This is a genomic window from Mesorhizobium sp. L2C084A000 (assembly GCF_000502875.1).
GTDB lineage: Bacteria > Pseudomonadota > Alphaproteobacteria > Rhizobiales > Rhizobiaceae > Mesorhizobium.
This window is the reverse complement of record NZ_AYWX01000010.1, coordinates 101,061-124,375: the sequence shown is the minus strand read 5'-3', so window position 1 is coordinate 124,375 and position 23,315 is coordinate 101,061. Positions and strand designations below refer to the sequence as shown.

Sequence of the window (23,315 nt, the reverse complement as noted above, 5' to 3'; positions counted from 1 at the left end):
CACCGCCTATAGGTGGGACGCCGGCGCTTTCAAGCAAGCACAAGCCCACGAAAACTGCAAAAGTGTGACAACCGCCTTTGTACAGACGAAAACGAAGTCCGCACAACTGCGTGTTCTCCATAGCAGAAACAGACACGCGGCGTAAAATTTATCAGCGCCTGTCTCGCCGCCCGACCTCGCGGTAATTGCCCAAAAACGTGAGGGGAGATGTCGGATGCCCCGCCTGGCCAGCCTGGCCGATCGTGTATGCGGCGTTGCCGATCACGTCGGCGGGACGCTTTTGGCTTTAGATCCGGTCGGCGTCAGGCCGCCTTCCTCTGTATGAGACCAACAAGAACGGTGCGCATTCCCGAATACGATGGGCTGCCAATTTTCACTTCCCAATCAGTGTTGCGTTTCCGAGGGTGCTTCACATTACGCAACGCTTGGCGGAATGTGTTCGGGTCGACGCCTACAGTTCGAGCCATATCTTCGGCGGTTGTGTGTTTGGCGATCATGAAATCTCCTATGCCTTTTGCCGGTATATAGGGCGTTTGCGCAACTCGGCCAAAGGATTAGCCGTTTGCGCAAACTTCAGACTGAGACACTGCCGGAAAGAGAACTGCTTCCCGATGAGAGGATCATGGTCTAAAAGCGTCCCCTTCCGCCGACTGAAAGGCTGACCATGGCACTGAGAGCCGACGACCTGATCGACCGCCGCCGTTTGCGGCGCAAGCTGACATTCTGGCGCGTTGTCGCCATAGGCATCGTAGCCCTTGGGGTGATTGCGCTTTCAACCTGGTTCTATGGCGACGATTTCGGCGGCTCGACGGTCGACCATATTGCCAAGGTCAAGATCGAAGGCACGATCACCGAGGACGAGGAACTGATCAAGCGCCTGGAAACCATCCGTCTTTCATCGAAGGTGAAAGGGGTGATCCTGTCGATCGATTCGCCTGGCGGCACCACCGTTGGCGGTGAATCGATCTATGAAGAAGTGCGCAAGCTGGCCGCCGACAAGCCGGTGGTGGCGGAAGTCGGCACGCTCGCCGCATCGGCGGGCTATATGATCGCCAGTGCCGCCGATCACATCGTTGCCCGCAAGACCTCGATCGTCGGCTCGATCGGCGTGCTGATCCAGTATCCCGACGTCAGCGGCCTGATGGACAAGCTCGGCGTCAAGCTGGAGGAGGTGAAATCCTCGCCGCTGAAAGCCGCGCCCTCTCCCTTCAAGCCGACCAATGACGACGAGCGCGCCATGGTTCGCAAACTCATCCTCGACAGTTACAACTGGTTCGTCGACATCGTCGCCGAACGCCGCAAGATGACCCGCGAACAAGCGCTGGCGCTTGCCGACGGCTCGATATTCACCGGGCGCCAAGGCGTTGCCAACGGGCTGATCGACGCCGTCGGCGGCGAGGCCGTAGCGGTCGACTGGCTGGCCACCAAGGGCGTCGATGCCAAGCTCAAGGTCGTCGAGTGGAAGGATACCGAACGGCGCGGCAGCTTCCTGTTCTCGAAAGCGATGGCGCAAACCATCGGCAGTGCGCTCGGCCTGCCCGCCTACAGCGGCGACGTCATCCATGAACTCGGAGCCGACCGCTTGTTTCTTGACGGTCTCGTTTCCGTCTGGCACCCTTGAGACGCCGTTTGGGGCAAGTGAAAAAAGCAAATAAAATCATCCTCATAATTTTGACCGCACTGCTTTCACGGGGACCCGTCTCATGATCAAGTCCGAACTTGTGCAGATTATTGCCACGCGCAATCCGCATCTTTTCCTGCGCGACGTCGAAAACATCGTCGGCGCCATCTTCGATGAAATCACCGACGCCCTTGCCGAAGGCAACCGGGTCGAGTTGCGTGGCTTCGGCGCTTTTTCGGTGAAAAATCGTCCCGCCCGCACCGGCCGCAATCCGCGCACAGGCGAATCCGTCGAGGTCGAGGAGAAATGGGTGCCGTTCTTCAAGACTGGTAAGGAACTGCGTGAAAGGCTGAACGGCGGCAAGTAGGCGCGACGTCAGCGCCTGACGGCCTTCGGACAGGCCAGCTTCCGACGGAAAACATCATGTTCAATCGCTTCATGCTCATCGCGATCTTCGTGCCCCTGGCGATCATCCTGATCGCACTCGCCGTTGCCAACCGCGAACTGGTCGCCTTCACGCTGGATCCGTTCAACCCCGGCAATCCGAAGCTGACCCTGACTTTGCCGCTGTTCATCTTCCTGTTCCTGGCACTCGCCATCGGCATGATCGTCGGCAGCCTGGCAACCTGGGTCAAGCAGGGCCGCTATCGCAAGCTGGCGCGCCAGCGCGGCGTCGAGGCCGAGAACCTGCGCCAGGCGGTCAGCCGTGCGCCGGCGGTATCACAAAGCCAGGCTCCGGGAACGGCCCCAGGCTCCGCCCACGGGTCCGCCCAAGGGTCCGCATTGCCGAAGCCGACCGCTTGAACCGCCTGTTGGCGGTTTTGTCCCCACGGAGTTTTGCATGCTGACCATTTCGGCCGCAGAGGTTGACCATGCCCTGAGCTTTGCCAGGCTGGTCGAGACGCTGCGCATGGCGTTTCGCGACGGTGCGGTGCAGCCGGTCAGGCATCATCATACGATCGAGCGGCCAGATGGTGCCGCCTCCACCCTGCTTTTGATGCCGGCCTGGACCGATCTCAACGCGGCCGGCACGTCGGCCGGCGGTCACGTCGGCGTCAAGATCGTTACCGTGTCCCCCGACAACAATGCCATCGGCAAGCCGGCGGTGATGGGGCTCTATCTCCTGCTCAATGGCGCCACCGGCGAACCCGAGGCCTTGATCGACGGCCAGCGGCTGACACAGTGGCGCACCGCCTGCGCTTCGGCGCTCGCGGCCTCCTATCTCGCCCGCGACGATGCCTCGCGGCTGCTGGTGGTCGGCGCCGGCGCGCTGTCGCCCTTCCTCGCCAAGGCGCACTCGGCCGTACGGCCGATCAAGACCATCCGCATCTGGAACCGCACTCCGGCCAATGCCGAGAAAGTCGCCGCCGACCTGCGCGCCGAGGGTTTTGCAGCCAGCGCGGCGAGCGATCTCGATGCCGAGCTTGGGCAGGCCGACATCGTCTCCTCGGCGACGATCACCACCACGCCGTTGATCAAGGGTGCGCTGTTGCAGCCGGGAACCCATGTCGACCTGGTCGGAGGCTTTACGCCGACGATGCGCGAGAGCGATGACGACGCGATCAGGCTTGCCCGCGTCTATGTCGACACCCGCGCCGGCGCCACCAAGGAAGCCGGCGACATCGTCCAGCCGCTGGCCTCCGGCGTGCTGAAGCCGGAAACCATCGTCGCCGATCTGCACGAATTGGCGCGCGGGCAGAAGAAGGGTCGCGAGAGCGCCGGTGAGATCACGCTGTTCAAGTCGGTCGGCGCGGCGCTCGAGGATCTTGCCGCCGGCATTGCCGTCTACAAGGCGATGAAGACTTAATTCGCCGCCGCAGCCGTTTTGGCGCCCATCGCCTCTGCGATCAGAGCAAAATCGGCCGCGCTGACCGAAAACAGGCCAAAGCGAAGCTGATAACCCCAGTTCGACTTGCCGACGGTGAATTCGAGCTTGTCGAGCAGCGGCTTGATCGGCGCTTCCTCGGCCTTAGCCCACGCAACATCGCGGCGGAACGGCGTGAAGCCGGCGCCCATATCGCCCTGATAGGGCCCGCCTTCCCGCACCGTGCCGATCGCGGTGAAGGCCTGCAGGCCATCTTTCTCGCCCAAAACAGTGGTCGGCGAATAGTAGACGATGCCATCGCCTGGCTTGACGCGACGCAGCGGTGCCGCCTTGCCGTGATTGACCTGCATGAAGCCGGCTGCGCGACCCCGCCGGACATGTTCGGCCGATGCCACCGCGATCCAATACGCGCTCATTTCTGGTCACCATCGGCTTGTGCGCCGTCGGACAGCCAATAGACGCGCAGGCGATGATTGTCGGGATCGAGCGCGACAAAAGTACGGCCGAAATCCATGTCGGTCGGCGTCTGCAGGATTGTCAGCCCGCGCCCGGACCAGTCGGCATGGGCGGCATCGACCGCATCGGGCGTATCCAGCGCAAACACGATTTCGGCGCCACCGCCTGACGTGGCGGCTGCCGGCTCCACCGTATGGCGCGACCACAGGCCGAACTTGAAGCCGGCATCGAGCACGAACAGCACGAAGGTCGGCGAACTTTCGACCAGCTGACGGCCGAGCAGCGCGCTGTAGAAGGCGCCGCTCTGCTGCGGCTGGTCGACATAGAGGATGACGAAATTCGGGGTGGTCATGTCTGCTCTCCAAGGTTCAGCGTTTCGACTTGGCGAACATAGGATGCGCTACTGTCAGTTTCTGGCAGTAGCCGTCACGAACCACGCGACGTGTCGAGCGTTGCCCGCCATTCCTTGAGCAGCGCCTGGCGACGATGGGATAGCGCGTATCTGTTGCATGGAGTTCGGTAATGCGATCGGTGCGAAAATGCCGGAAATCGTGCCGCATCTCGCACCACGCCACCACCACCCGCACCTTGTCGAAGAAGCCCAGCGCAAATGGCCACACGACACGCTCGGACGCAGCGCCGCCAGCGTCGCGGTAAAGAAAGCCGAGCTTGCGCTCGTTGCGGATGGCCTGCCGTACGAGGCCAAGGTCGATGGTCTCGATGGCCATGGCGGGAGGGCCGACCAGCAGTGTGCTCGCGTCGAGATCCTCGCGCAGATCGTCCGGCAGGACAGCCGCGATCTTGGCCAACGCGTTGGCAGCGGCGGCCGAAAGACGCTGGTCCGGCTGCTTGGCGACCCAGCGCGAGCCGAGCACGATGGCTTCGATCTCCTCGTCGCTGAACATCAGCGGCGGCAGCATGAAGCCGGGCTTGAGCACATAACCGACACCCGCCTCGCCCTCGATCGGCGCGCCCTGGCCCTGCAGCGTGGCGATGTCGCGGTAGAGCGTGCGGATCGAAATCCCGAGTTCATCGGCCAGCGCTTGCCCGCTCACCGGCCGGCGATGCCGGCGCAGGCACTGGATCAGGTCGAGCAGGCGTTCGGAGCGGGACATCCGGTAGATTTGCCTGTTTCTTTGACATTGGTCCATCGCGGCCAACCTGAACCGGAGAGGCCGACCTGTCGGACTTGGTTGCGAAGCCGGTTGCCCTATGTCAAAAGCGGCCACCCCGTTCGGAGTTGCCCCCGCTTGAAGTCTTTTCGCGACAAACGCCGCGACAACCGTCCACATCCATCCGCGAAGGGTGCGGCGGACGTGTCACGTCCGCGTCCCGGCCAGGCTCCCGCCAGACCGGAAGCGCCACCGCGCGAGCGCCATGAGGCGAAGACGGAAAGTCGTTCCGAACCGAACTCGGCGCCGCGCATCCTGGCCCGCCGCGAAGGCGCTCTGCCCGCCGAACATCTTCCCGTGATCCTGGAAGTGGCGCCCAATGCCGATTATGCGCTCCTCGACAGCGGCACCGGCCAAAAGCTCGAACAATATGGCCCCTACCGTATCGTGCGGCCCGAGGGCCAGGCGATCTGGCAAAAGGCCTTGCCGGCAAAGGAATGGGAGCGCGCCGACGCCGTCTTCACCGGCGACACCGACGAGGAGGGTATCGGCCGCTGGCGTTTTCCCAAGCTGCCACTCGGCGAGACCTGGCCGATGAAGCATGACGGCATCGACTATCTCGGCCGTTTCACCTCGTTTCGTCATGTCGGCGTCTTTCCCGAGCAGGCCTCCCATTGGGATCACATGGCCGGGCTGATCGCGGCGGCGAAGCGGCCGGTCAAGGTGCTGAACCTGTTCGGCTATACCGGTCTCGCCTCATTGGTGGCGGCTCGCGCCGGCGCCGAGGTCACCCATGTCGATGCCTCGAAGAAGGCAATTGGCTGGGCCCGTGAAAACCAGGAGATGGCCGGCCTCGGCAGCAAGCCGATCCGCTGGATCGTCGACGACGCGGTCAAATTCGCCGAGCGCGAGGAGCGTCGCGGCAGCCGCTACGACATCATCTTGTTCGACCCGCCGGCCTATGGCCGCGGCCCCAAGGGCGAGGTCTGGCAATTGTTCGAGGACCTGCCTGATTTGACCGACCTTTGCCGCGCGATCCTGACGCCGAAGCCGCTCGCCGTGGTGCTAACCGCTTATTCGATCCGCGCCTCCTTCTTCGCCATCCACGCCTTGATGCGCGATACGTTTGCCGGCATGGGCGGCAAGATTGAATCGGGTGAGCTGATCATCCGTGAAAAGTCCGCCGGCCGGGCGCTCTCGACCTCATTGTTTTCGCGTTGGGTGGCTGAATGAACGAGCGGCATGCAGGCGCACCTGGCCAGGTGAAGGAGGTCACCAGCCTCGCCAATCCGCTGGTCAAGGACATCAAGGCGCTCGCTCAGAAGAAGTTCCGCGACCAGCAGAACGCCTTCATGGCCGAGGGGCTGAAGCTGGTCATCGATGCGCTCGATCTCGGCTGGCAGATCAGGACATTGGTTTTCGCCAAAGCCGGGCGCGGCAATGCGGCGGTGGAGAAGGTGGCCGCACGCACCGTTGCCGCAGGCGGCATGGTGCTAGAAGTGTCGGAAAAGGTGCTGGTCGCCATCACCCGCCGCGACAATCCGCAAATGGTGGTGGGCGTCTTTTCGCAGAAATTCCTCGCCTTGAAGGATGTGCGCGCCGACAATGGCGACGTCTGGGTGGCACTCGATCGGGTACGCGATCCCGGCAATCTCGGCACCGTCATCCGCACCGTCGATGCCGTCGGCGCCAAAGGCGTCATTCTGGTCGGCGATACCACTGATCCATTCTCCGTGGAGACGGTGCGCGCCACCATGGGTTCGATCTTTGCCGTGCCGGTAGCCAAGGCGACAACCGAGGCTTTCCTTGCCTGGCGGGGCGGCTTCTCAGGCCTCGTCGCCGGAACCCACCTGAAAGGCGCCGTCGACTACCGCTCGGTCGATTTTTCCCGCGGGCCCGTGCTGCTGATGATGGGCAACGAGCAGCAGGGGCTGCCCGAAAGCCTGGCTGCGAGCTGCGACAGGCTGCTCAGGATTCCGCAAGCGGGCCGTGCCGATTCGCTCAATCTGGCCGTCGCCACCGGCATCATGCTGTTCGAGATCCGGCGCGGCGCGCTGAAGCTCGAGCCAATCCTGGACCAGCAATGAAGGTTGCCTGCCCGTGAGATCATGGTCTCCCTACGCACTGCTCGTCGTCGCGGCCATCGCGCTCGACCAGTGGATAAAGTACCTGGTCGAGGCCGGTCTGCCTTTTCAGGAAAAGGTTGATCTGTTGCCCTTCCTGGCGCTGTTTCGCACCTACAATACCGGCATCGCCTTCTCGATGTTCTCATCCTTCGGCGACACCGGGCTGATCGTCATTTCGCTCGCCGTCGTTGCCTTCGTGCTGTTCCTGGCGACGCGGATCGCGCCGTCCCAGATCCTTGCCCGCACCGGCTTTGCGCTGATCGTCGGCGGCGCGCTCGGCAACCTGATCGACCGCGCCGTCTACGGCCACGTCATCGACTACATCCTGTTCCACACGACGGTCTGGTCGTTCGCCGTCTTCAACCTTGCCGACGCCTTCATCTCGGTGGGCGCGGCACTGGTCGTCTTCGACGAGCTGTTCGGCTGGCGGCGCGAGCCCGGGCCGTCCAACGCCAAGCCTTCCAAAGCCATGCCTTCCAAGGCCAAGTCTTCGAAGGCCAAGTCTTCGAAGGATTGACCCCGTGCCGCCATCGCCGCACAGTTCATGTCGCCAAACACGATCGCGGAGAAAGACATGTCCGAAACCTTCAAAGCCATCCTCGTTTCGCGTGACGCCGAGAAAAAGCAGTCGGTAACCGTGACCGATCTCACCGACGCCGACCTGATGGAAGGCGATGTCACCATCGCGGTCGAGGCAACGACGGTGAACTACAAGGATGGCCTGGCGATCACAGGCAAGGCGCCGGTGATCCGCCGCTGGCCGCTGGTGCCGGGCATCGATTTCGCCGGCACCGTCATCTCGTCTTCCCATCCCGACTGGCGCGCCGGTGACAAAGCCATCCTGAACGGCTGGGGCGTCGGCGAAACCCATTTCGGCGCCTATGCTGGCCGCGCCCGTGTCAAAGGCGACTGGCTGGTGCCGCTGCCGCAGGGCATCAGCCCGCATGACGCGATGGCCGTCGGCACCGCAGGCTATACCGCCATGCTCTGCGTCATGGCCCTGGAGCGGCACGGCATCCTGCCCGATCGCGGCCCGGTGGTGGTGACGGGGGCGGCCGGCGGTGTCGGCTCGGTCGCGGTCTCGATCCTGTCCAGCCTCGGCTACCATGTCATTGCTTCCACCGGCCGCAATGCCGAAAGCCCCTATCTGATCGACCTTGGCGCCGCCGAAGTGATATCGCGCGACGAGCTTGCCCAGCCGGCCAAGCCGCTGGCCAAGGAGCGCTGGGCCGGCGGCATCGACGCAGTTGGCAGCCACACGCTGGCCAATGTGCTCTCGATGACCTCCTATGGCGGCGCGGTCGCCGCCTGCGGCCTGGCCGGCGGCATGGACCTGCCGACCAGCGTCGCGCCCTTCATCCTGCGCGGCGTCTCATTGCTCGGCATCGATTCAGTGATGGCGCCGAAAGCAGTCCGCCTCGAGGCATGGCGCCGCATCGGCACCGACCTCGATCTTCAGAAGCTCGCCAGCCTGTCCAGCACCATCGGGTTCGACGGCATCGTCGATGCCGCGCGCGACATCGTCGACGGCAGGATCCGCGGCCGCGTCGTCGTGGATATGTGACTCCGCCCAACTGCCGGAAGGATGGAATCGCCAGATCTGCGGCAAACCCGCCGCGCCTCGGCAAAAAGCGCTCATCCGCTAAAATTCGAACGATCCGCCGCAATTTTCCATAATCTCTGTCTGGCAAGGATTTCGCATGATCGCGGAAAGATCGGAAGAGCACACGTCNGCGCGGCGCTTTGTCGCCGCGCCGCCGCTGGTGCCCGAGCCGGAATTCTCCAGGCGCGAAAGCCTGCCCTTTCTGACATTCGTCGCCATCGTGGTGGTGGCCGGGCTGGCGCATCTGACCGGGGCACCAATCTTCATTAGCGTCGCATTGCTGGCAACCGGTCTTGCCGGTCTTGCCCTGCATCTGCGCGCCAGGCGGAGCGAACATCGCACCTCTGCCCTTCTTGACGAAACCACTGCCCGCAGCCGCGCCGAGATCGAGACGCTGGCCGACCGCATGTGGGAGATGCAGGAGAGCGATGAGCGCTTTCGCGGCCTGATCGACGCGCTTGGCGATCTCGTCATCCATCGCGACCGCGATGGCTACATCGTCTATGCCAACAAGGTCTTCGCCGATCTCGTCGAGATCGACCAGCGCGACCTTGCCGGCAAGACCCTGGCAGAACTGGGCATCGAGGTCGGCATGGTTCCCGATGCCGCCTTTTCCGACCATGAGTGCCTGAGTTCCACCGATGTCTCTATCAGCACGCCGAGCGGGCAGCGCTGGTTCTCCTGGATCGAACTGTCGGTGCGCGACAAGGACAGCGGCGCGGTTTCGCACCGCGCCATCGCCCGCGACATCACCGCCCGCAAACGCGCCGAATCCTCGCTGATCACCGCACGCGAACGGGCCGAATATGCCAGCCAGGCCAAATCGCGCTTCCTCGCCACCGTCAGCCATGAAATCCGCACCCCGATGAACGGCATCATGGGGATGGCCAGGTTGCTGGCCGACACCAGCCTGTCGCCGGAGCAGCAAACCTATGTCGGCGCCGTCTCGACCTCGGCCAGCGCATTGCTTGCCCTGATCGAGGATCTTCTCGACTATTCCAAGATCGAAGCCGGGCGTTTCGACCCCGAGCCGCAGCCGATGTCGGTGCGCGAGATCGCCGACAACATCATCGAATTGCTGGCAGCGCGGGCTTTCGCCAAGGATATCGGGCTGGGTTGCCATGTCGAACCCGACGTGCCGCAATTGATCACCGCCGATCCGGGCAAGGTGAGGCAGGTGCTTCTCAACCTCATCGGCAACGCCATCAAGTTCACCGACAGCGGCGGCGTGCTGGTGAGCATAGCACGCGCACGCACCGAAACCAGCGACCGCATATGCTTCACCATCGCCGATACCGGTCCGGGCCTGCGTGATGCCGACCTGGAGCGCATTTTCGAGGAGTTCGAGCAGGCCGACGGCACGTCGACACGCACACATGGCGGGGCCGGCCTCGGCCTTGCCATCTCCAGACGCCTGGTGGCCGCCATGGGCGGCACGATCTCGGTATCCAGCCGGCTCGGCCAGGGATCCGAGTTCGTCTTCGAAATCCCTGCGATAGCGGCCACCGAAGCGCCGCAGGGCCACCAGAATGCTCTCTCGGGCAGACGCGCGGTGATCCTGTCGAAGAACGCCGTCGAGGCCGACGCCATCGCCCGCACCATCCGCGCCAATGGCGGCGCGGTCGACATCGCCACCACTGCCGCACAGGCCGCGCCTTTCGCCGCCGGCTGCGATGCGATCCTGGTCGATGCAGCGATGGAAGAAGGCGACGGAAGGCTGCTCAAGCGCCTGCGCCAAAGCGGTTTCTCCGACTGTGAGGCGATCACGCTGATCGCGCCGACCGATCGCGGCATGCTTGGCGAGTTCCGAGCCAGCGGCTACGCAACCTTCCTGGCCAGACCGGTGCGTGGCGGAACACTTCTGCGTGTGCTGTTGAGCAGCCATGCTCCGAGCCTCGGCCCGCCGCAGCCGGAAAGGCGCGGCGCGCCGACGCTGCGCGCCGTCGGCAACCGCCAGCGCGGCCTGTCGGTGCTGATCGCCGAGGACAATGACATCAACGCCATGCTGGCCCGCGCCACGCTGCTGAAGGCCGGGCATCGCGTCAAGGTGGTCGGCAACGGCAAGGCCGCCGTCGAGGCTGTCACCGGCGCCGCGCACAAGGACCGCTTCGACGTGGTCTTGATGGATCTGCACATGCCGGTCATGGACGGGCTGGACGCGATTGCCGCCATCCGCCGCCATGAGGAAGAAAGTGCAGTGCGGCCGGTGCCGATCATGGTGCTGTCGGCCGACAGCCAGGAAAAGACCCGTCATGCGGTGTTGGCCCATGGCGCCAGCGGCTTTGTCACCAAGCCGCTCGACCCCGAGGCGCTGGTCAATGCCGTCGAGGGGCAGGTCGTCGCGGCCTGAGCTTTCCACCGCCATTCGGCACGGGCGATCACTTAAACGTAGCCGGTTGATCGTATTCGCCAGCCGACGAAGTATTGCCCATGACGTCGTATCACGGTACTGTCACAATCCTGTTGCACCTACACCGTATCCCCGTGCCAAGAGGGATGGCTCGAAGGAGAATCACTCGTGCATACAGTTATGCCGGAATGTGACACTCGGCCGAACGCCAGCAGCGCCTTGCTTGCCGGACGTAACGTCGATTCCGTCATAAAGGGCGCGGCGCTGGGCCGTATAGGCAATCTTGAAGTGCGGCTCGCTCGCAACGAGGCCGAGATCGCGGCCGCGCAGGAAGTGCGCTACCGGGTGTTCTACGACGAACTTGGCGCCAGGAAGGACCTGTTCCAGGCCCATGACCGCCGGGACGCCGATCGGTTCGATCCGCTCTGCGACCATCTGCTGGTTTTGGACACCACGCTTTCCGGTCCCGAACATCGCCGCATCGTCGGCACATATCGGCTGCTGCGGCAAGAAATCGCGGCCACGGCCGGTGGCTTCTATTCCGAAGGTGAATTCGAGCTGACCAAGCTCATCGCCCGCCACCCCGGCCAGCGCTTCCTTGAACTCGGCCGCTCCTGCGTGTTGCCGGAATACCGCTCGAAGCGCACCATCGAGGCGTTGTGGCAAGGCATCTGGGCTTACATCAACCATTACGAAATCGGTGTGATGACCGGCTGCGCGTCCTTTCACGGCACCGTGCCGGCGGCGCATGCCGAGGCGCTCACCTACCTAGCCCACCACTGCCGGACGAACTCGGCCTGGGACGTGCGCGCGGTGTCCGGGCGCTATTGCTCGATGGATCTGATGCCGATCGAGGCCGTCAATGCCAAGGCGGCGATCGCCGCGATGCCGCCTTTGGTCAAGGGCTATCTGCGCGTCGGTGCCCGCATCGGCGATGGTTGCGTCATCGATCGCGAATTCTCGACGGTCGATGTGTTCGTCGTGATGCCGGTCAAGGAGATCGGCGCACGCTACGTCAACTATTATGGCGGCGAAGCCCAGCGCTTCGCGGCGTGAGATTGAGTAGGCAGTAGGCAGTAGTGATGACGCCACGATTAAGCTCCTGTGACTACTGATTATTCCCTATTCCCTATTCCCTATTCCCCATTCCCTATTCCCTCTCTTCACGGAATATCTTCCGGCCGCCTGCCGGGTCGGCTCTTGTAGGACGGAAACGACCAGCCGAATTTGAGCGCACCACCGCGCACGAGGAACGCCGCCGCAAAGCCGGCAAGGTCCGAGGCGAGCGGCGGCAGGCCGGCAAGATCGCCAAGCGTGTAAAGGCAGGCACCCGCAAGGGCCGCCGTAACGTAGATTTCGGGCCTGAGCAGCACCGATGGCTCGCCGGCGAGGAGATCACGCAGAATGCCGCCGAAAGTGGCGGTGAGCACGCCGGTGATGACGGAGACGACCGGCGAACCGGTAATCGCAAGCCCCTTGGCCGCGCCCATCACCGAAAAAGCGGCGAGCCCGACGGCGTCGAGCCAGAGCAGCCATTTCCAGCGCGATTCGACACGATGCGCGCTGAAGAAGACCAGCACCGCAACCGCGGCGCAGACCAGCACATAGCCGGAGTTGGCGACCCAGAAAACCGGCAGGTTGAGGATAACGTCGCGAAGCGTGCCACCGCCTATCCCGGTGACGCTGGCCAGGAACAGGAAGCCGATAATGTCGAGCTGCTTACGCGAAGCCGCCAGCGCCCCGGTCGCCGCGAAGACGGCGACACCGGCATAATCAAGAAGCGCGATAGGGTTCATGAGGCCAAGGCAGTAGAGATTAGGGATTAGGGAGTATGAATAGCACGAAGCCGCGCGATTGATACGACTGCCCTAGTTTCCTACTGCCTACTGCCTACTGCCTACTGCCTATTCTCCTGCCTCACGCATCTTTCTCGGCCTGTTCGTTCACCGGCCCCGGCTCGACCGGTGCTTCAGCGGCGGTGAACTTTGGCCCGCCCTTGGCGACGCCCACCATGGCCGGGCGCAGCACGCGGTCGCCGATCGAATAGCCCGGCTGCACGACCTGGACCACGGTGTTGGCCGGGACATCGGGATTGGGCACTTCGAACATCGCCTGGTGGAAATTGGGATCGAACTTCTCGCCTTCAGGCGCGAGCTTCTTGACCCCATGCCGTTCCAGCGCCGACAGCATGGCGCGCTCGGTGAGGTCGACGCCTTCGATCAGCGCCTTGAAGCCGGCGTCACCCGATGCCTTGGCCTCGGCGGGAATCGCATCCAGCGCGCGGCGCAGATTGTCCGACACCGACAACATGTCGCGGGCGAAATTCGCGACCGCGTAGGTGCGCGCATCGTGCACATCGCGCGCCGTGCGGCGCCGCAGGTTTTCCATCTCGGCCGCCACGCGCAGCGCGCGGTCCTTCAGCTCTTCATTTTCCTTCAGCAGCCGCACAAGGGCTTCATAATCACCGTCGGTGCTGCCTTCCGTGCGCTCGGCTGTGGGCTCGGTCGCCTCGACTTCATCGGGCGCGCGTTCGTCTTTTGCCTGGTCGCTCATCGCCGTTTCCCGTCAATCTCGAATGATGTGGATTTTGTGCCCGATATCGATGTTTGGCGGCCAAAAATCAAGGGGTAAGCGACTATGGAAGCCGCCGGCCAAGGCGGGACAATGACAGGCAAGACATTTCGACTTTAATTCAAATTTTACCTTAACCGCCGGCTTTGCTTGCCACACAGGCATGATGGGGGAACCATTCTCTTGCTGCAGGAGTTTCGAAGCCGAGACAGGATTTTGAGATGATGACCCGCAACATGGGCGAAAAGGCAGAGGGGCTGGCCATCGAGATCAGGCGCCAGTTCGGCGCCGAGGCGGTGACCCGCTTTCTGCGCACCTTGCCGGCCTTCCGCACCGAAGCCGACATCCCCGACCGGCTCAGAGAACTGCTCGACCGCCTCGATGGGGCGGAGCGCGGTGACATCGGCTGGCGCCGGCCGTAACGCAACAATCGATCTTGGCAGCAAACCTCCTATCGGCAATAGCCGGGGAGAGCCGAACCATCTAAGGATAGATGGGTTGGTTCAAATGGAGGACGTAATGCGCAAGGTTTCGATTACCTCATCGCTGATGGCGCTTGTCGGCCTCGGCGCCATAACTTTGGCGGCCTTTCCGGCACAAGCAGACAATCTGCAGCTGCAATTGGGCAAACATGGCCCGCGGCTGAAGCTCATGGAAGATTGCGACCCCGCCTACGACGATTGCGAAGGTCCCCGTCGCGACGATCGGCGCGACCGGCGTCAACGAGGCTGCACGGAAGACCGGGCTCTCGACAAGGCAGAGCGAATGGGCATCCGCCGCGCAAGAATTGAGTCCATCGGCCGCCGGGAGATCACGGTCCGCGGCAGACAGGGTGGCGACCGCGTGCGCGTGACTTTTGGCACCGAGCGCGGCTGTCCTATCCTCGATCGCGAATAGCGGTCGACGTCATCAGCAGGTTGAGCTGGCGGTTGGCTGGCTCGACCGCCAAGCCACGCGACAATTACGCACAGTAATTTTGCGTGATGTTGCCTTGCGGCGGCGAGGCACCGCGCCTATGCTTCCTGATGAACATGATTTCCCCTGAGGCGGTGGCCAACAGCAAGCGCGCCTGGCTGAAGATTCTCGCCCGCTACAAGAAGCCCGACAGGCGGCGCAGCGCCGTCGAACTCGCCATCACCCTCATTCCATTCGCCATACTCTGGGGACTGTCCTCGGCGGCCTATGCCTATGGCCATTGGTGGGGACTGGTCCTCATCCTTCCCGCGGCCGGGTTTCTGGTGCGCATCTTCATGATCCAGCACGACTGCGGCCACGGCTCCTTCTTCGCCAATCGCTACGCCGACGACTGGATTGGCCGCGCGCTCGGCATCCTGACGCTGACGCCCTACGATTGCTGGCGGCGTGCCCACGCGACGCACCACGCCAGCGCCGGCAATCTTGACGAACGCGGCATGGGCGACATCCGGACGCTGACCGTTGCAGAATACCGGCAGATGTCGTGGCGAGGCCGCCTCGCCTACCGTCTCTATCGCCACCCGCTGGTGATGTTCGGGCTCGGTCCGATCTGGCTGTTCATCTTCGAGCAAAGGCTCCCCGTCGGCATGATGCGCGGCGGCCTGACCCCTTGGGTGTCGTCGATGACCACCAATCTTGGCATCGCGGTCGCGGCAGCCATCCTCATCTGGTTCGTCGGCCCAGGCGCTTTCCTGGTGGTCCACCTGCCGATCGTCATCCTCGCCGGTTCGGCCGGCATCTGGCTGTTCTACGTCCAGCACCAGTTCGAGGAAACGGAATGGGCGAAGGATGCCGACTGGGAATTCCAGCACGCTGCCCTGCACGGATCGTCCTATTACGATCTACCGCCGGTGCTGAACTGGCTCACCGGGAACATCGGTGTCCATCACGTCCATCATCTCTCCGCCAAGGTGCCGTGCTACCGGTTGCAGGAAGTGCTGCGGGATTATCCCGAGTTGCGCGACATCGGCCGTGTCACGCTGCTCGAAAGCTTGCGCTGCGTCAAATTGGCATTGTGGGACGAAAACCGCCGCAAGCTGGTGTCGTTCCGCGAGGCACGGGCGGCGGCTTAAGCAATTCCAGGAGAAGTTTGAACGGTTTCCCAGGGAAAGCGCGTAACGTTTTCCCTGGGCAATTGCGTCATAACAAAAGGACCGCCGCGCTATGGGCGCCGCGGCCTGGAGCTCCGATCAGGCAGCCCTGATCATGTCGGCGGCCTTTTCGGCGATCATGATGGTTGGGGCATTGGTGTTGCCACCAATCAGTGTCGGCATCACCGAGGCGTCCACGACACGCAAGGCTTCAAGCCCGCGCACCTTGAGTTGCGGATCGACCACCGCCATCTCGTCGACCCCCATCCGACAGGAGCCGACCGGGTGATAGACCGTGTCGGCGCGGGTACGGATATGGGTCATCAGATCGGCATCGCTCGGCTCGCCGGCGATGTGCATTTCCTTGTGCCGGTAGCGCGTCAGCGCCGGCGAAGCCAGCACCTGCCGGGTGATCCTCACGCCTTTCAGCAGCAGTTCCGCATCGCGCTGGTCGCCGAGAAAGCGCGGATCGATGCGTGGCGCGGCAAATGGATCGGCGCTGGCCAGCCCAACCTCGCCACGTGAGTGCGGCCGCAATATGCAGACATGACAGGAAAAACCGAAGCCGTAGTGCAGCGTGCGCGCATGGTTTTCGACCAGGCCGATGACGAATTGCAGCTGCAGGTCAGGGCGTTCAAGCGCCGGGTCGGATTTGACGAAAGCGCCGCTCTCGGCCGCCGGCGAGGCGATCAGCCCGGTTCCATCCCGGCGCCACTGCGCGATGTGCCTGAGGAAACCCAACGCGCCGCGCGGGCTCATGCCAAGCATATCGGTGTCCTTCGATCTCCAGCCGACGATGAAATCGAGGTGATCCTGCAGGTTCTTGCCGACGCCCGGCAATTCGTGGACGACGGGAATGCCATGCACGGCAAGTTCGGCCGCCGGGCCGATACCCGATAGCAACAGAAGCTGCGGCGAACCGAAGGCACCGCCACAGAGGATCACCTCGCGCGACGCCTGTGCCACTGTCTCGCCTTTGCGTGTCCGGTAGCGGATGCCGGTGGCGCGCTTGCCGTCAAGGACGATGCCTGTGGCGTGCGCCCGCGTGACCACGGTCAGATTGGTCCGCTGCATCACCGGATGGAGATAGGCGGCGGCAGTCGAACAGCGCTCGCCATTACGGGCGCCACCGGCAAACTGGGTCACCTGGAAATAGCCGGCGCCCTCTTGTTCCGGTCCGTTGAAATCGTCCGAGGCGCGAATCTGGTTTTCGCCACAAGCCTCTATGAAGGCCTTGGCGATCGGCCTCGGCGAGCGCTGGTTCGACACTTTCAGCGGGCCGTCCCCGCCATGCAACGCATCAGTGCCGCGCTCATTGCCCTCGGCGCGCCGGAAATAGGGCAGCACCTCATCCCACGACCAGCCCTCGCAGCCTAGATTTGCCCATTCGTCATAGTCGCTGCGATGGCCCCTGACATAGAGCATTGCATTGATTGCGCTGGAGCCGCCCAGCGCCTTGCCGCGCGGCTGGTAGCCCTTGCGGCCGCCAAGACCTTGCTGCGGCACGGTCTCGAAGGCCCAGTTGTTGATTCTGGGCCGGCCGGAAAGCATGCTGATAATGCCAGCAGGAGCGCGGATCAGCATATCCCTGCCCTCGCCGCCAGCTTCGATCAGGCAGACCGTTTTCGATGGATCTTCCGAAAGCCGCGCGGCAAGCGCACAGCCGGCGGACCCACCGCCGGCTATGACATAGTCGTAACGCATGAAGACCCCTCCCCGATCGTCCACGGATTTCCATCCGGATGATCAAGAAAAGGCCTGAACACGACTGATGTAAAGACGCGCGGAATTACCGCAACGTCAGCTGCTGCGAACGCGCCGCCAGGAGTATTTCGGGCCTTTTGGTTCCGGCACGGCGGCTGGCTGGTAGTAGAGCCCCAATCCGCCGGTACGGTCCTCCTCCAGGCGCTTCAACAGCACCGGATTGGAAATCTCGAACTCGTCGAAGCCCAGCCGCAGCATATGCGGCAGCTGGTCCACCAGCACCTGGCCCGTGGCGCGAACGGCACCTTCGAAATGGTAGCGGCCGCGCAGCAGTTCTCCCTTGGAGAACGAGCGGCCGTCGCTGAAGGCCGGGAAGGCCAATGCCACCAGCGACAGCTGGTCGAGCAGGTCGGCAATCTTCTCGAGCTGATCACCCGGCTGCAGCACGACGCCGAGCCGTTCCTTGGCCGAGCGGCGTACCTCCGGATCGAGATCGAGGAAGGCTTGCAACGGCAGGATGAAGCGGCCGTTGCCGGACAGCGCATCGGCGCTTTCGGCATGCGTCCACTCATCCTCGTGAAAACCCGCAGTGGTCCAGAGTCGGGTCTCCGGTGTCGTCGGTCCAGTCATAAAGATTCCTAAAGCCCCAAGATCCAGGTCCGCTGAAAGTCCATCCCACGCAAAGCCGGCGGTCTCCGGACGAAGGTCGCCGTTTGCAGGCCGGCTGAATTTCAGCATACCCTATAGTGATGCGTCGGTCAGCGACTTCTCCAGCCCCGACAGGTGAATGCCGCACTCGGTCTTGGCATGACCGGCCCAGCGGCCGCTGCGCGCGTCCTCGCCCGGCTGCACCGGCTGCGTGCACGGGAAGCAGCCGATCGACAGATAGCCATAGGCGACCAGTGGATTTTCGCGCAGCGCATGCGCGCGCATATAGTCGGCCTGGTCCGATGTCGTCCAATGCGCCAGCGGATTGATGCGGATGCGTGGACCGACCGCCTCGAACACCGGCAGCGCTGCCCGCGTCGCGGCCTGGAAACGCTTGCGGCCGGTGAGCCAGGCTCGAAATGGCGCGACACCGCGCGCCAGCGGCTCCACCTTGCGCACGTCGCAGCAGGCGTCGGTGTTGCTCTGATGCAGATTGCCCGTCGGATCGATCCGTTCGAGTGCTGCTTCCTCGGGTTTGATCACCCTTATGTTGGTCAGCCCGAAATCGGCGGCGAGCGCGTCGCGATAGCCGAGCGTCTCCTCGAAATGCTTGCCGGTGTCGAGGAAGATGACCGGCAGTGTCCGGTCGATCTTGGCGATCATGTGCAGCAGCACAGCCGAATCCGCGCCGAACGACGACACCGCAGCGATCTCGTCAAGGAACAGTTCGCGGGCCGAGCGTTCGATGATCTCGAGCGGCTTCAGATGACCGTAGAGCGCATCGAGCCCCGCCGCTTTGGCGGCGATGCCGTCATCGACGTCTCCAATACGGTCAAGCGGCCTTGGCTTCGCCAGCATAGAGCGCCTCCTTGAACGGCGCGGGACCGACTCGGCGGTAGGCGTCGATGAATTTCTCTTGTGGGTCGAGCCGAAGGCCGAGATAGGTCTCGACGATCTGTTCGATGGCGTCGGTGATCTCTTCCGACGAGAAGCCGCGGCCGATGATCTCGCCGACCGAGGTGTTCTCGTCTGCCGAGCCGCCCAGCGTCACCTGATAGAGTTCGGAGCCCTTCTTCTCGACGCCGAGGATGCCGATGTGGCCGACATGGTGATGACCGCAGGCGTTGATGCAGCCGGAGATCTTCAGCTTCAGTTCGCCGATCTCGCGCTGCCGTTCCAGCGAGGCGAAGCGTTGCGAGATTTCCTGCGCGATCGGGATCGAGCGCGCCGTGGCCAGCGCGCAATAATCGAGGCCCGGGCAAGCGATGATGTCCGATATCAGGTTGGAGTTGGCTGTCGCCAGACCGATGCCGACCAGCGCATCATAGACTGCCTTGAGGTCGGCGCGGGCCACATGCGGCAGGATCAGGTTCTGCTCATGGCTGACACGCAGCTCGTCAAAGCCATATTTCTCGGCGATGTCGGCGATCGCTTCCATCTGGCTGTCCGAAGCGTCGCCGGGCACCTCGCCGATGCCCTTCAGCGAGATCGTCACCGCCGCATAGTCGGGATGGCGGTGCGTCACGACGTTCTGGTCGAGCCACTCCGAAAACCCCTTGGAATCGAGCCGCGCCAGCTTGACCGCCTGGTCGCCTTCCGGCCGCCCAGCGAGCACCGGTGGCGCGAAATAGGCCTCGATCGCGCGGATGTCGGCTTCCGGCAGCTTCAGCTCGGCGTCCTTCAACTCCAGCCACTCGGCCTCGACCTGACGGGTGATCTCCTCGACGCCGGTCTCATGGACGAGGATCTTGATGCGCGCCTTGTACTTGTTGTCCCGGCGGCCATAGAGGTTGTAAACGCGCAGGATCGCCGTGCAGTAAGACAAAAGATCGGCTTCCGGCAGGAAGTCGCGGATTTTCCGGGCAACCATCGGCGTGCGGCCCTGGCCGCCGCCGATATAGACGGCAAAACCGAGTTCGCCGGCGGCGTTCTTCTTCAGGTGCAGGCCGATGTCGTGGGTCTGAATGGCGGCGCGGTCGCGCTCGGCGCCCGTCACCGCGATCTTGAACTTGCGCGGCAGGAACGAGAATTCCGGATGCACCGACGACCACTGGCGCAGGATTTCCGCGTAGGGACGCGGATCGGCGACTTCGTCGGCGGCAGCGCCGGCGAAGTGGTCTGCGGTGACGTTGCGGATGCAATTGCCGCTGGTCTGGATGGCATGCATCTCAACGCTCGCGAGATCCGCCAGGATCGCCGGAATGTCAGACAGCGCCGGCCAGTTGAACTGGATGTTCTGGCGCGTGGTGAAATGGCCGTAGCCCTTGTCGTATTTGCGGGCGATGTGGCCAAGCATGCGCAACTGCTTGCCGTTCAGCGTGCCGTACGGCACCGCGATGCGCAGCATGTAAGCATGCAGTTGAAGATAGACGCCGTTCATCAGCCTCAATGGCCGGAACTGGTCCTCGGTGATCTCGCCGGCAAGACGACGCTGCACCTGGTCGCTGAACTCGGCAACGCGGGCCTGGACAAAATCGTGGTCGAACTCATCGTAACGGTACATGCTTGGTCTTTCAGGGCGCGTCCGCCCATGCCTGGTGTCTTGGTTATGCTGCCCGCGCAGCCTGCTTGCCGAGATCGTTGCGAATGGTCGGGCCGGCGGCGCGGATCTTCTCGCGCAGCCGCACCGGTTGGACGACGCCGTTGACGACTTCAGCGTCGATCAAATTGACGTCGACCACTTCGTTGGCGGCATAGGCCTTGGCGCCGGTCGCCTCGAGCCTGTCCTCGGCTGCCTTGTCATGGGCGAGGTCGGCATGGTCCACCGTCTCGGCCCAGCCGCCATCGGCGTACCAGACGGCAATACCGTCGGTGAGGCGGTTGGCGGTCAGTATCTTCATTGCTGAACTCCTTCGGCGACCGAACTGGACGCGCCTTCATGCCTGTGTGCCGCCAGCGGCTCGGACCGTTCAAAGTTGGCGCCGGCGACCGCATCGCCGATGATGGTCATGACCGGGCCGGAAAGATCGGCGCGCGTTTCCAGCGACGGCAGGTCGGCAAGCGTGCCGTGGAAGCGACGCCGGTTGGCGAGGCTGGCATTCTCGACCACGGCCACCGCCGTATCTGGCGACAGACCCGCCTCGATCAGCCGTCCGGCAACCTCGGCGGCCACCGAGCGGCCCATATAAACGGCGACGGTGGCGCCGGAAATGGCGAGCTTGGCCCAGTCGGGCAGCGAATTGCCCTTGAGGTCGTGGCCGGTGGTGAACACCATCGACGAGGAGACACCGCGCAAGGTCAGCGGCAGTTCGAAATCGGCGGCGGCGGCAAAGGCCGCGGTGACGCCCGGAACCACCTCATAGGCGATGCCGGCATCGCGAAGTGCCGCCATCTCTTCGCCGGCCCGGCCGAACACCAGCGGATCGCCTGACTTCAGCCGCACGACACGCTTGCCTTCACGGCCAAGCTCGACCAGCAGCGCATTGATCTCAGCCTGGCTCTTGGTGTGACAGCCCTTGCGCTTTCCGACCGGCAGACGCTCGGCATCGCGGCGACCCATGGCAACCACCGCCTCCGGCACCAGCGCGTCATGGACGATGACATCGGCTTCCATCAGCAGGCGGTGTGCGCGCAAGGTCAGAAGATCCTCGGCGCCCGGACCGGCACCGACCAGCGCGATGTGGCCGCGAGCCGGCGCATTCGAAAGCAGGAGATCGACGGCAGCATCATGCGCCTGCGAAAGCTGACCGATTTCAGCCGCGCGTGCAGGAGCACCAGTGAAGAAATCATTCCAGAAGCGGCGCCGGGCATTGCCTCTCGGCAGCAGCTTCTCGGCAGCCCCGCGAAACGAAGCGGCAAGCGTTGCCAGCGGCCCGAGCGACGGCGACAGCATACGGTCGATGCGGCCGCGCAGCATCTGCGCAAGCACCGGCCCGGCGCCTTCGGTGCCGATGGCGATGGCGACTGGCGCGCGGTTGACCAGCGCCGGGGTGAAGAAATCGCAAAGCTCAGGCCGATCGACGGCATTGACCGGAATGCTTAGGCGGCGCGCATCCGCAGCCACCCGACGGTCGAGTTCCTCGTCGCCGCTGGCGGCAAACACCATGATCGCGCCTTCGAGCTGCGATGCGTCGTAAGCGGCGGCAAAATGGCTCGCGCCGGCCTGGGCGACGAAGGCGAGCAGGTCAGGCTCGGCGTGTTCCGCGATAATCCGCAGGACCGCACTCGACTGTCCGATCAGCCGCGCCTTGGCCAGCGCCTCTTCGCCGCCGCCAACGATGGCCACAGCTTCGCCCTCGACCCGCATGAACACGGGGAAGGCATTGAGCTTGGGAGCAGTGTGCGACATGGACGCGAGCGGAATCCTGAATGAGCTTGCAGTTCTACGCGCGGGCGCGAGAAACCAGAAGGAACGCACTCGCGCATCCCTTATCGGGATGCAATTGCTTTTCTGAAAGCATCCCGGCCAAGAGAAAAATATTTCTCGTTTACAGATGGAGCGGATTCAAGCTGCTGTCGCAGGCCTTGTTTTCCGGGTCTTTTAGCGCCCGGGGAGAAAAGCCGCAAAACCGTTTTTTCTAAATTCTACCAAATTAGTAGATTAAAGCCGCGAACTCTGGATAGCCAGAATGTCCAACGCCGACGCGGCTGCCGACTGGAACATTAGTGGCTCGGGGCGCGTTCTCAAAAGGCCTGTCATATCGGATCGAAACCCCGGCTGCGGAACGCCACGAAAGGCCACCACGCGGCTGAAAAGGAGCCTGTCATCATGAACACAATCATACTCAAGCACGGTATCTGGGTCATGGTGGCCGATGGCGAGAAGGCGCTTTTCCTCCGAAACGCCGGCGACAACAAATATCCGAATCTCGAGGTGGTGCAGGAAATGCAGCAGGACAACCCGCCCACCCGCGAGCAAGGCAGTGACAGCCCGGGCCGATACAATGATGGTCCCTCCGTACACCGCAGCGCAGTCGAGGATACGGACTGGCACCGCATCGGCAAGGAGCGTTTCGCCGATGAAATCGCCGCCCGGCTCTACAAGCTCGCGCATGACGGCGAATTCAGCGAGATCGTGCTCGTCGCACCGCCGGTGGTGCTTGGGACAATGCGCAAAAAGCTGCATAAGGAGGTCGGGGACAAGGTGACCGCCGAAATTCCCAAGACATTGACCAACCATGCCATACCGGAAATCGAGGCCTTGCTGCAGGCAGCCTGATCATTGTCGATCGGCCCTGACCGATCGAGACGAATAGCACCGCACAAATTCCGATTTGACCGGCAGCTTTCTCGG

General features: G+C 63.4%; 25 protein-coding genes and 1 pseudogene. 14 read left to right on the top strand and 12 right to left on the bottom strand.

All coding sequences use genetic code 11. The features are described 5' to 3' along the window. Positions 1-302: 302 nt before the first annotated feature. A complete protein-coding gene (locus tag X735_RS1000000168820) occupies positions 303-497 on the bottom strand; it encodes a hypothetical protein (RefSeq protein ID WP_127296383.1) in 195 nt (64 codons plus the stop codon). Positions 498-664: 167 nt separating this feature from the next. Here X735_RS1000000168820 and sppA point away from each other — a divergent pair, with 167 nt between their 5' ends. The 4 genes from sppA to X735_RS144845 all read left to right on the top strand — a co-directional run bounded on the left by sppA (position 665) and on the right by X735_RS144845 (position 3,428). Next, a complete protein-coding gene (gene sppA / locus X735_RS144830) occupies positions 665-1,621 on the top strand; it encodes a signal peptide peptidase SppA (RefSeq protein ID WP_023812535.1) in 957 nt (318 codons plus the stop codon). 82 nt (positions 1,622-1,703) lie between these two features. Beyond that, complete coding sequence (locus X735_RS144835; RefSeq protein ID WP_006200394.1) at positions 1,704-1,988, top strand: integration host factor subunit beta; 285 nt, start codon at positions 1,704-1,706, stop codon at positions 1,986-1,988. Between the two features lie 56 nt (positions 1,989-2,044). Further along, positions 2,045-2,425 (top strand): LapA family protein, encoded by a 381-nt coding sequence (locus X735_RS144840; protein ID WP_023812534.1) that lies wholly within the window; start codon positions 2,045-2,047, stop codon positions 2,423-2,425. 37 nt (positions 2,426-2,462) lie between these two features. Next, the gene (locus tag X735_RS144845; RefSeq protein ID WP_023812533.1) at positions 2,463-3,428 is read left to right on the top strand and encodes an ornithine cyclodeaminase family protein; all 966 of its coding nucleotides are present in this window, start codon (positions 2,463-2,465) and stop codon (positions 3,426-3,428) included. Here the strand turns inward: X735_RS144845 and X735_RS144850 are convergent. From X735_RS144850 to X735_RS01000000166070, 3 genes and pseudogenes are all read right to left on the bottom strand, one after another. Further along, a complete protein-coding gene (locus X735_RS144850; protein WP_023812532.1) occupies positions 3,425-3,862 on the bottom strand; it encodes an EVE domain-containing protein in 438 nt (145 codons plus the stop codon). The genes X735_RS144845 and X735_RS144850 overlap by 4 nt on opposite strands. Beyond that, entirely contained in the window at positions 3,859-4,254 is a 396-nt protein-coding gene (locus tag X735_RS144855; protein ID WP_023812531.1) for a VOC family protein, read from the bottom strand. The genes X735_RS144850 and X735_RS144855 overlap by 4 nt, the downstream gene beginning before the upstream one ends. 74 nt (positions 4,255-4,328) lie before the next feature. Next, a pseudogene (locus tag X735_RS01000000166070) lies at positions 4,329-5,017 on the bottom strand (YafY family protein). A gap of 135 nt (positions 5,018-5,152) precedes the next feature. Here X735_RS01000000166070 and X735_RS144860 point away from each other — a divergent pair. The 6 genes from X735_RS144860 to X735_RS144885 all read left to right on the top strand — a co-directional run bounded on the left by X735_RS144860 (position 5,153) and on the right by X735_RS144885 (position 12,149). Continuing rightward, positions 5,153-6,247: a class I SAM-dependent rRNA methyltransferase gene (locus X735_RS144860; RefSeq protein WP_023812530.1), complete on the top strand. Its 1,095-nt coding sequence runs from the start codon at positions 5,153-5,155 to the stop codon at positions 6,245-6,247. Continuing rightward, positions 6,244-7,101, top strand: a complete 858-nt coding sequence (locus X735_RS144865; protein ID WP_013529576.1) for an RNA methyltransferase — start codon at positions 6,244-6,246, stop codon at positions 7,099-7,101. The genes X735_RS144860 and X735_RS144865 overlap by 4 nt, the downstream gene beginning before the upstream one ends. 13 nt (positions 7,102-7,114) lie before the next feature. After that, entirely contained in the window at positions 7,115-7,657 is a 543-nt protein-coding gene (lspA, locus tag X735_RS144870) for a signal peptidase II (RefSeq protein ID WP_023812529.1), read from the top strand. Positions 7,658-7,714: 57 nt separating this feature from the next. Continuing rightward, positions 7,715-8,704, top strand: coding sequence for an MDR family oxidoreductase (locus X735_RS144875; protein WP_023812528.1), 990 nt, complete (start codon positions 7,715-7,717; stop codon positions 8,702-8,704). Positions 8,705-8,840: 136 nt separating this feature from the next. Further along, the gene (locus X735_RS144880; protein WP_023812527.1) at positions 8,841-11,093 is read left to right on the top strand and encodes a PAS domain-containing hybrid sensor histidine kinase/response regulator; all 2,253 of its coding nucleotides are present in this window, start codon (positions 8,841-8,843) and stop codon (positions 11,091-11,093) included. Between the two features lie 180 nt (positions 11,094-11,273). After that, the gene (locus X735_RS144885) at positions 11,274-12,149 is read left to right on the top strand and encodes a GNAT family N-acetyltransferase (protein ID WP_023812526.1); all 876 of its coding nucleotides are present in this window, start codon (positions 11,274-11,276) and stop codon (positions 12,147-12,149) included. 107 nt (positions 12,150-12,256) lie between these two features. Here the strand turns inward: X735_RS144885 and X735_RS144890 are convergent, their stop codons facing one another. Continuing rightward, the gene (locus tag X735_RS144890) at positions 12,257-12,889 is read right to left on the bottom strand and encodes a trimeric intracellular cation channel family protein (protein WP_023812525.1); all 633 of its coding nucleotides are present in this window, start codon (positions 12,887-12,889) and stop codon (positions 12,257-12,259) included. Between the two features lie 121 nt (positions 12,890-13,010). Next, entirely contained in the window at positions 13,011-13,646 is a 636-nt protein-coding gene (gene grpE / locus X735_RS144895; protein WP_023812524.1) for a nucleotide exchange factor GrpE, read from the bottom strand. A 239-nt stretch (positions 13,647-13,885) separates the two neighbouring features. On the opposite strand from grpE, the gene X735_RS144900 reads away from it, so the two are divergent. The 3 genes from X735_RS144900 (at position 13,886) to X735_RS144910 (ending at position 15,712) form a co-directional block, all read left to right on the top strand. After that, positions 13,886-14,086, top strand: coding sequence for a hypothetical protein (locus X735_RS144900; RefSeq protein WP_023812523.1), 201 nt, complete (start codon positions 13,886-13,888; stop codon positions 14,084-14,086). Further along, a complete protein-coding gene (locus tag X735_RS144905; RefSeq protein ID WP_348625599.1) occupies positions 14,061-14,561 on the top strand; it encodes a hypothetical protein in 501 nt (166 codons plus the stop codon). The genes X735_RS144900 and X735_RS144905 overlap by 26 nt, the downstream gene beginning before the upstream one ends. 128 nt (positions 14,562-14,689) lie before the next feature. Next, a complete protein-coding gene (locus X735_RS144910) occupies positions 14,690-15,712 on the top strand; it encodes a fatty acid desaturase (protein ID WP_023812521.1) in 1,023 nt (340 codons plus the stop codon). Positions 15,713-15,829: 117 nt separating this feature from the next. On the opposite strand, the gene X735_RS144915 is transcribed toward X735_RS144910, so the two are convergent. From X735_RS144915 to cysG, 6 genes are all read right to left on the bottom strand, one after another. Then, entirely contained in the window at positions 15,830-17,434 is a 1,605-nt protein-coding gene (locus X735_RS144915; RefSeq protein WP_023812520.1) for a GMC family oxidoreductase N-terminal domain-containing protein, read from the bottom strand. Between the two features lie 96 nt (positions 17,435-17,530). After that, positions 17,531-18,064, bottom strand: coding sequence for a DUF934 domain-containing protein (locus X735_RS144920; protein WP_023812519.1), 534 nt, complete (start codon positions 18,062-18,064; stop codon positions 17,531-17,533). A 111-nt stretch (positions 18,065-18,175) separates the two neighbouring features. Continuing rightward, positions 18,176-18,940 carry a phosphoadenylyl-sulfate reductase gene (locus tag X735_RS144925; RefSeq protein ID WP_023812518.1) on the bottom strand — a complete coding sequence of 255 codons (765 nt, stop codon included), beginning with the start codon at positions 18,938-18,940 and terminating at the stop codon, positions 18,176-18,178. Further along, positions 18,915-20,585 carry a nitrite/sulfite reductase gene (locus X735_RS144930; protein ID WP_023812517.1) on the bottom strand — a complete coding sequence of 557 codons (1,671 nt, stop codon included), beginning with the start codon at positions 20,583-20,585 and terminating at the stop codon, positions 18,915-18,917. The genes X735_RS144925 and X735_RS144930 overlap by 26 nt, the downstream gene beginning before the upstream one ends. A gap of 43 nt (positions 20,586-20,628) precedes the next feature. Then, entirely contained in the window at positions 20,629-20,922 is a 294-nt protein-coding gene (locus X735_RS144935) for a DUF2849 domain-containing protein (protein WP_023812516.1), read from the bottom strand. Then, positions 20,919-22,370, bottom strand: a complete 1,452-nt coding sequence (gene cysG, locus X735_RS144940; RefSeq protein WP_023812515.1) for a siroheme synthase CysG — start codon at positions 22,368-22,370, stop codon at positions 20,919-20,921. The genes X735_RS144935 and cysG overlap by 4 nt, the downstream gene beginning before the upstream one ends. Positions 22,371-22,790: 420 nt before the next feature. Here cysG and X735_RS144945 point away from each other — a divergent pair, with 420 nt between their 5' ends. Further along, a complete protein-coding gene (locus X735_RS144945; protein ID WP_023812513.1) occupies positions 22,791-23,240 on the top strand; it encodes a host attachment family protein in 450 nt (149 codons plus the stop codon). Positions 23,241-23,315 lie beyond the last annotated feature (75 nt).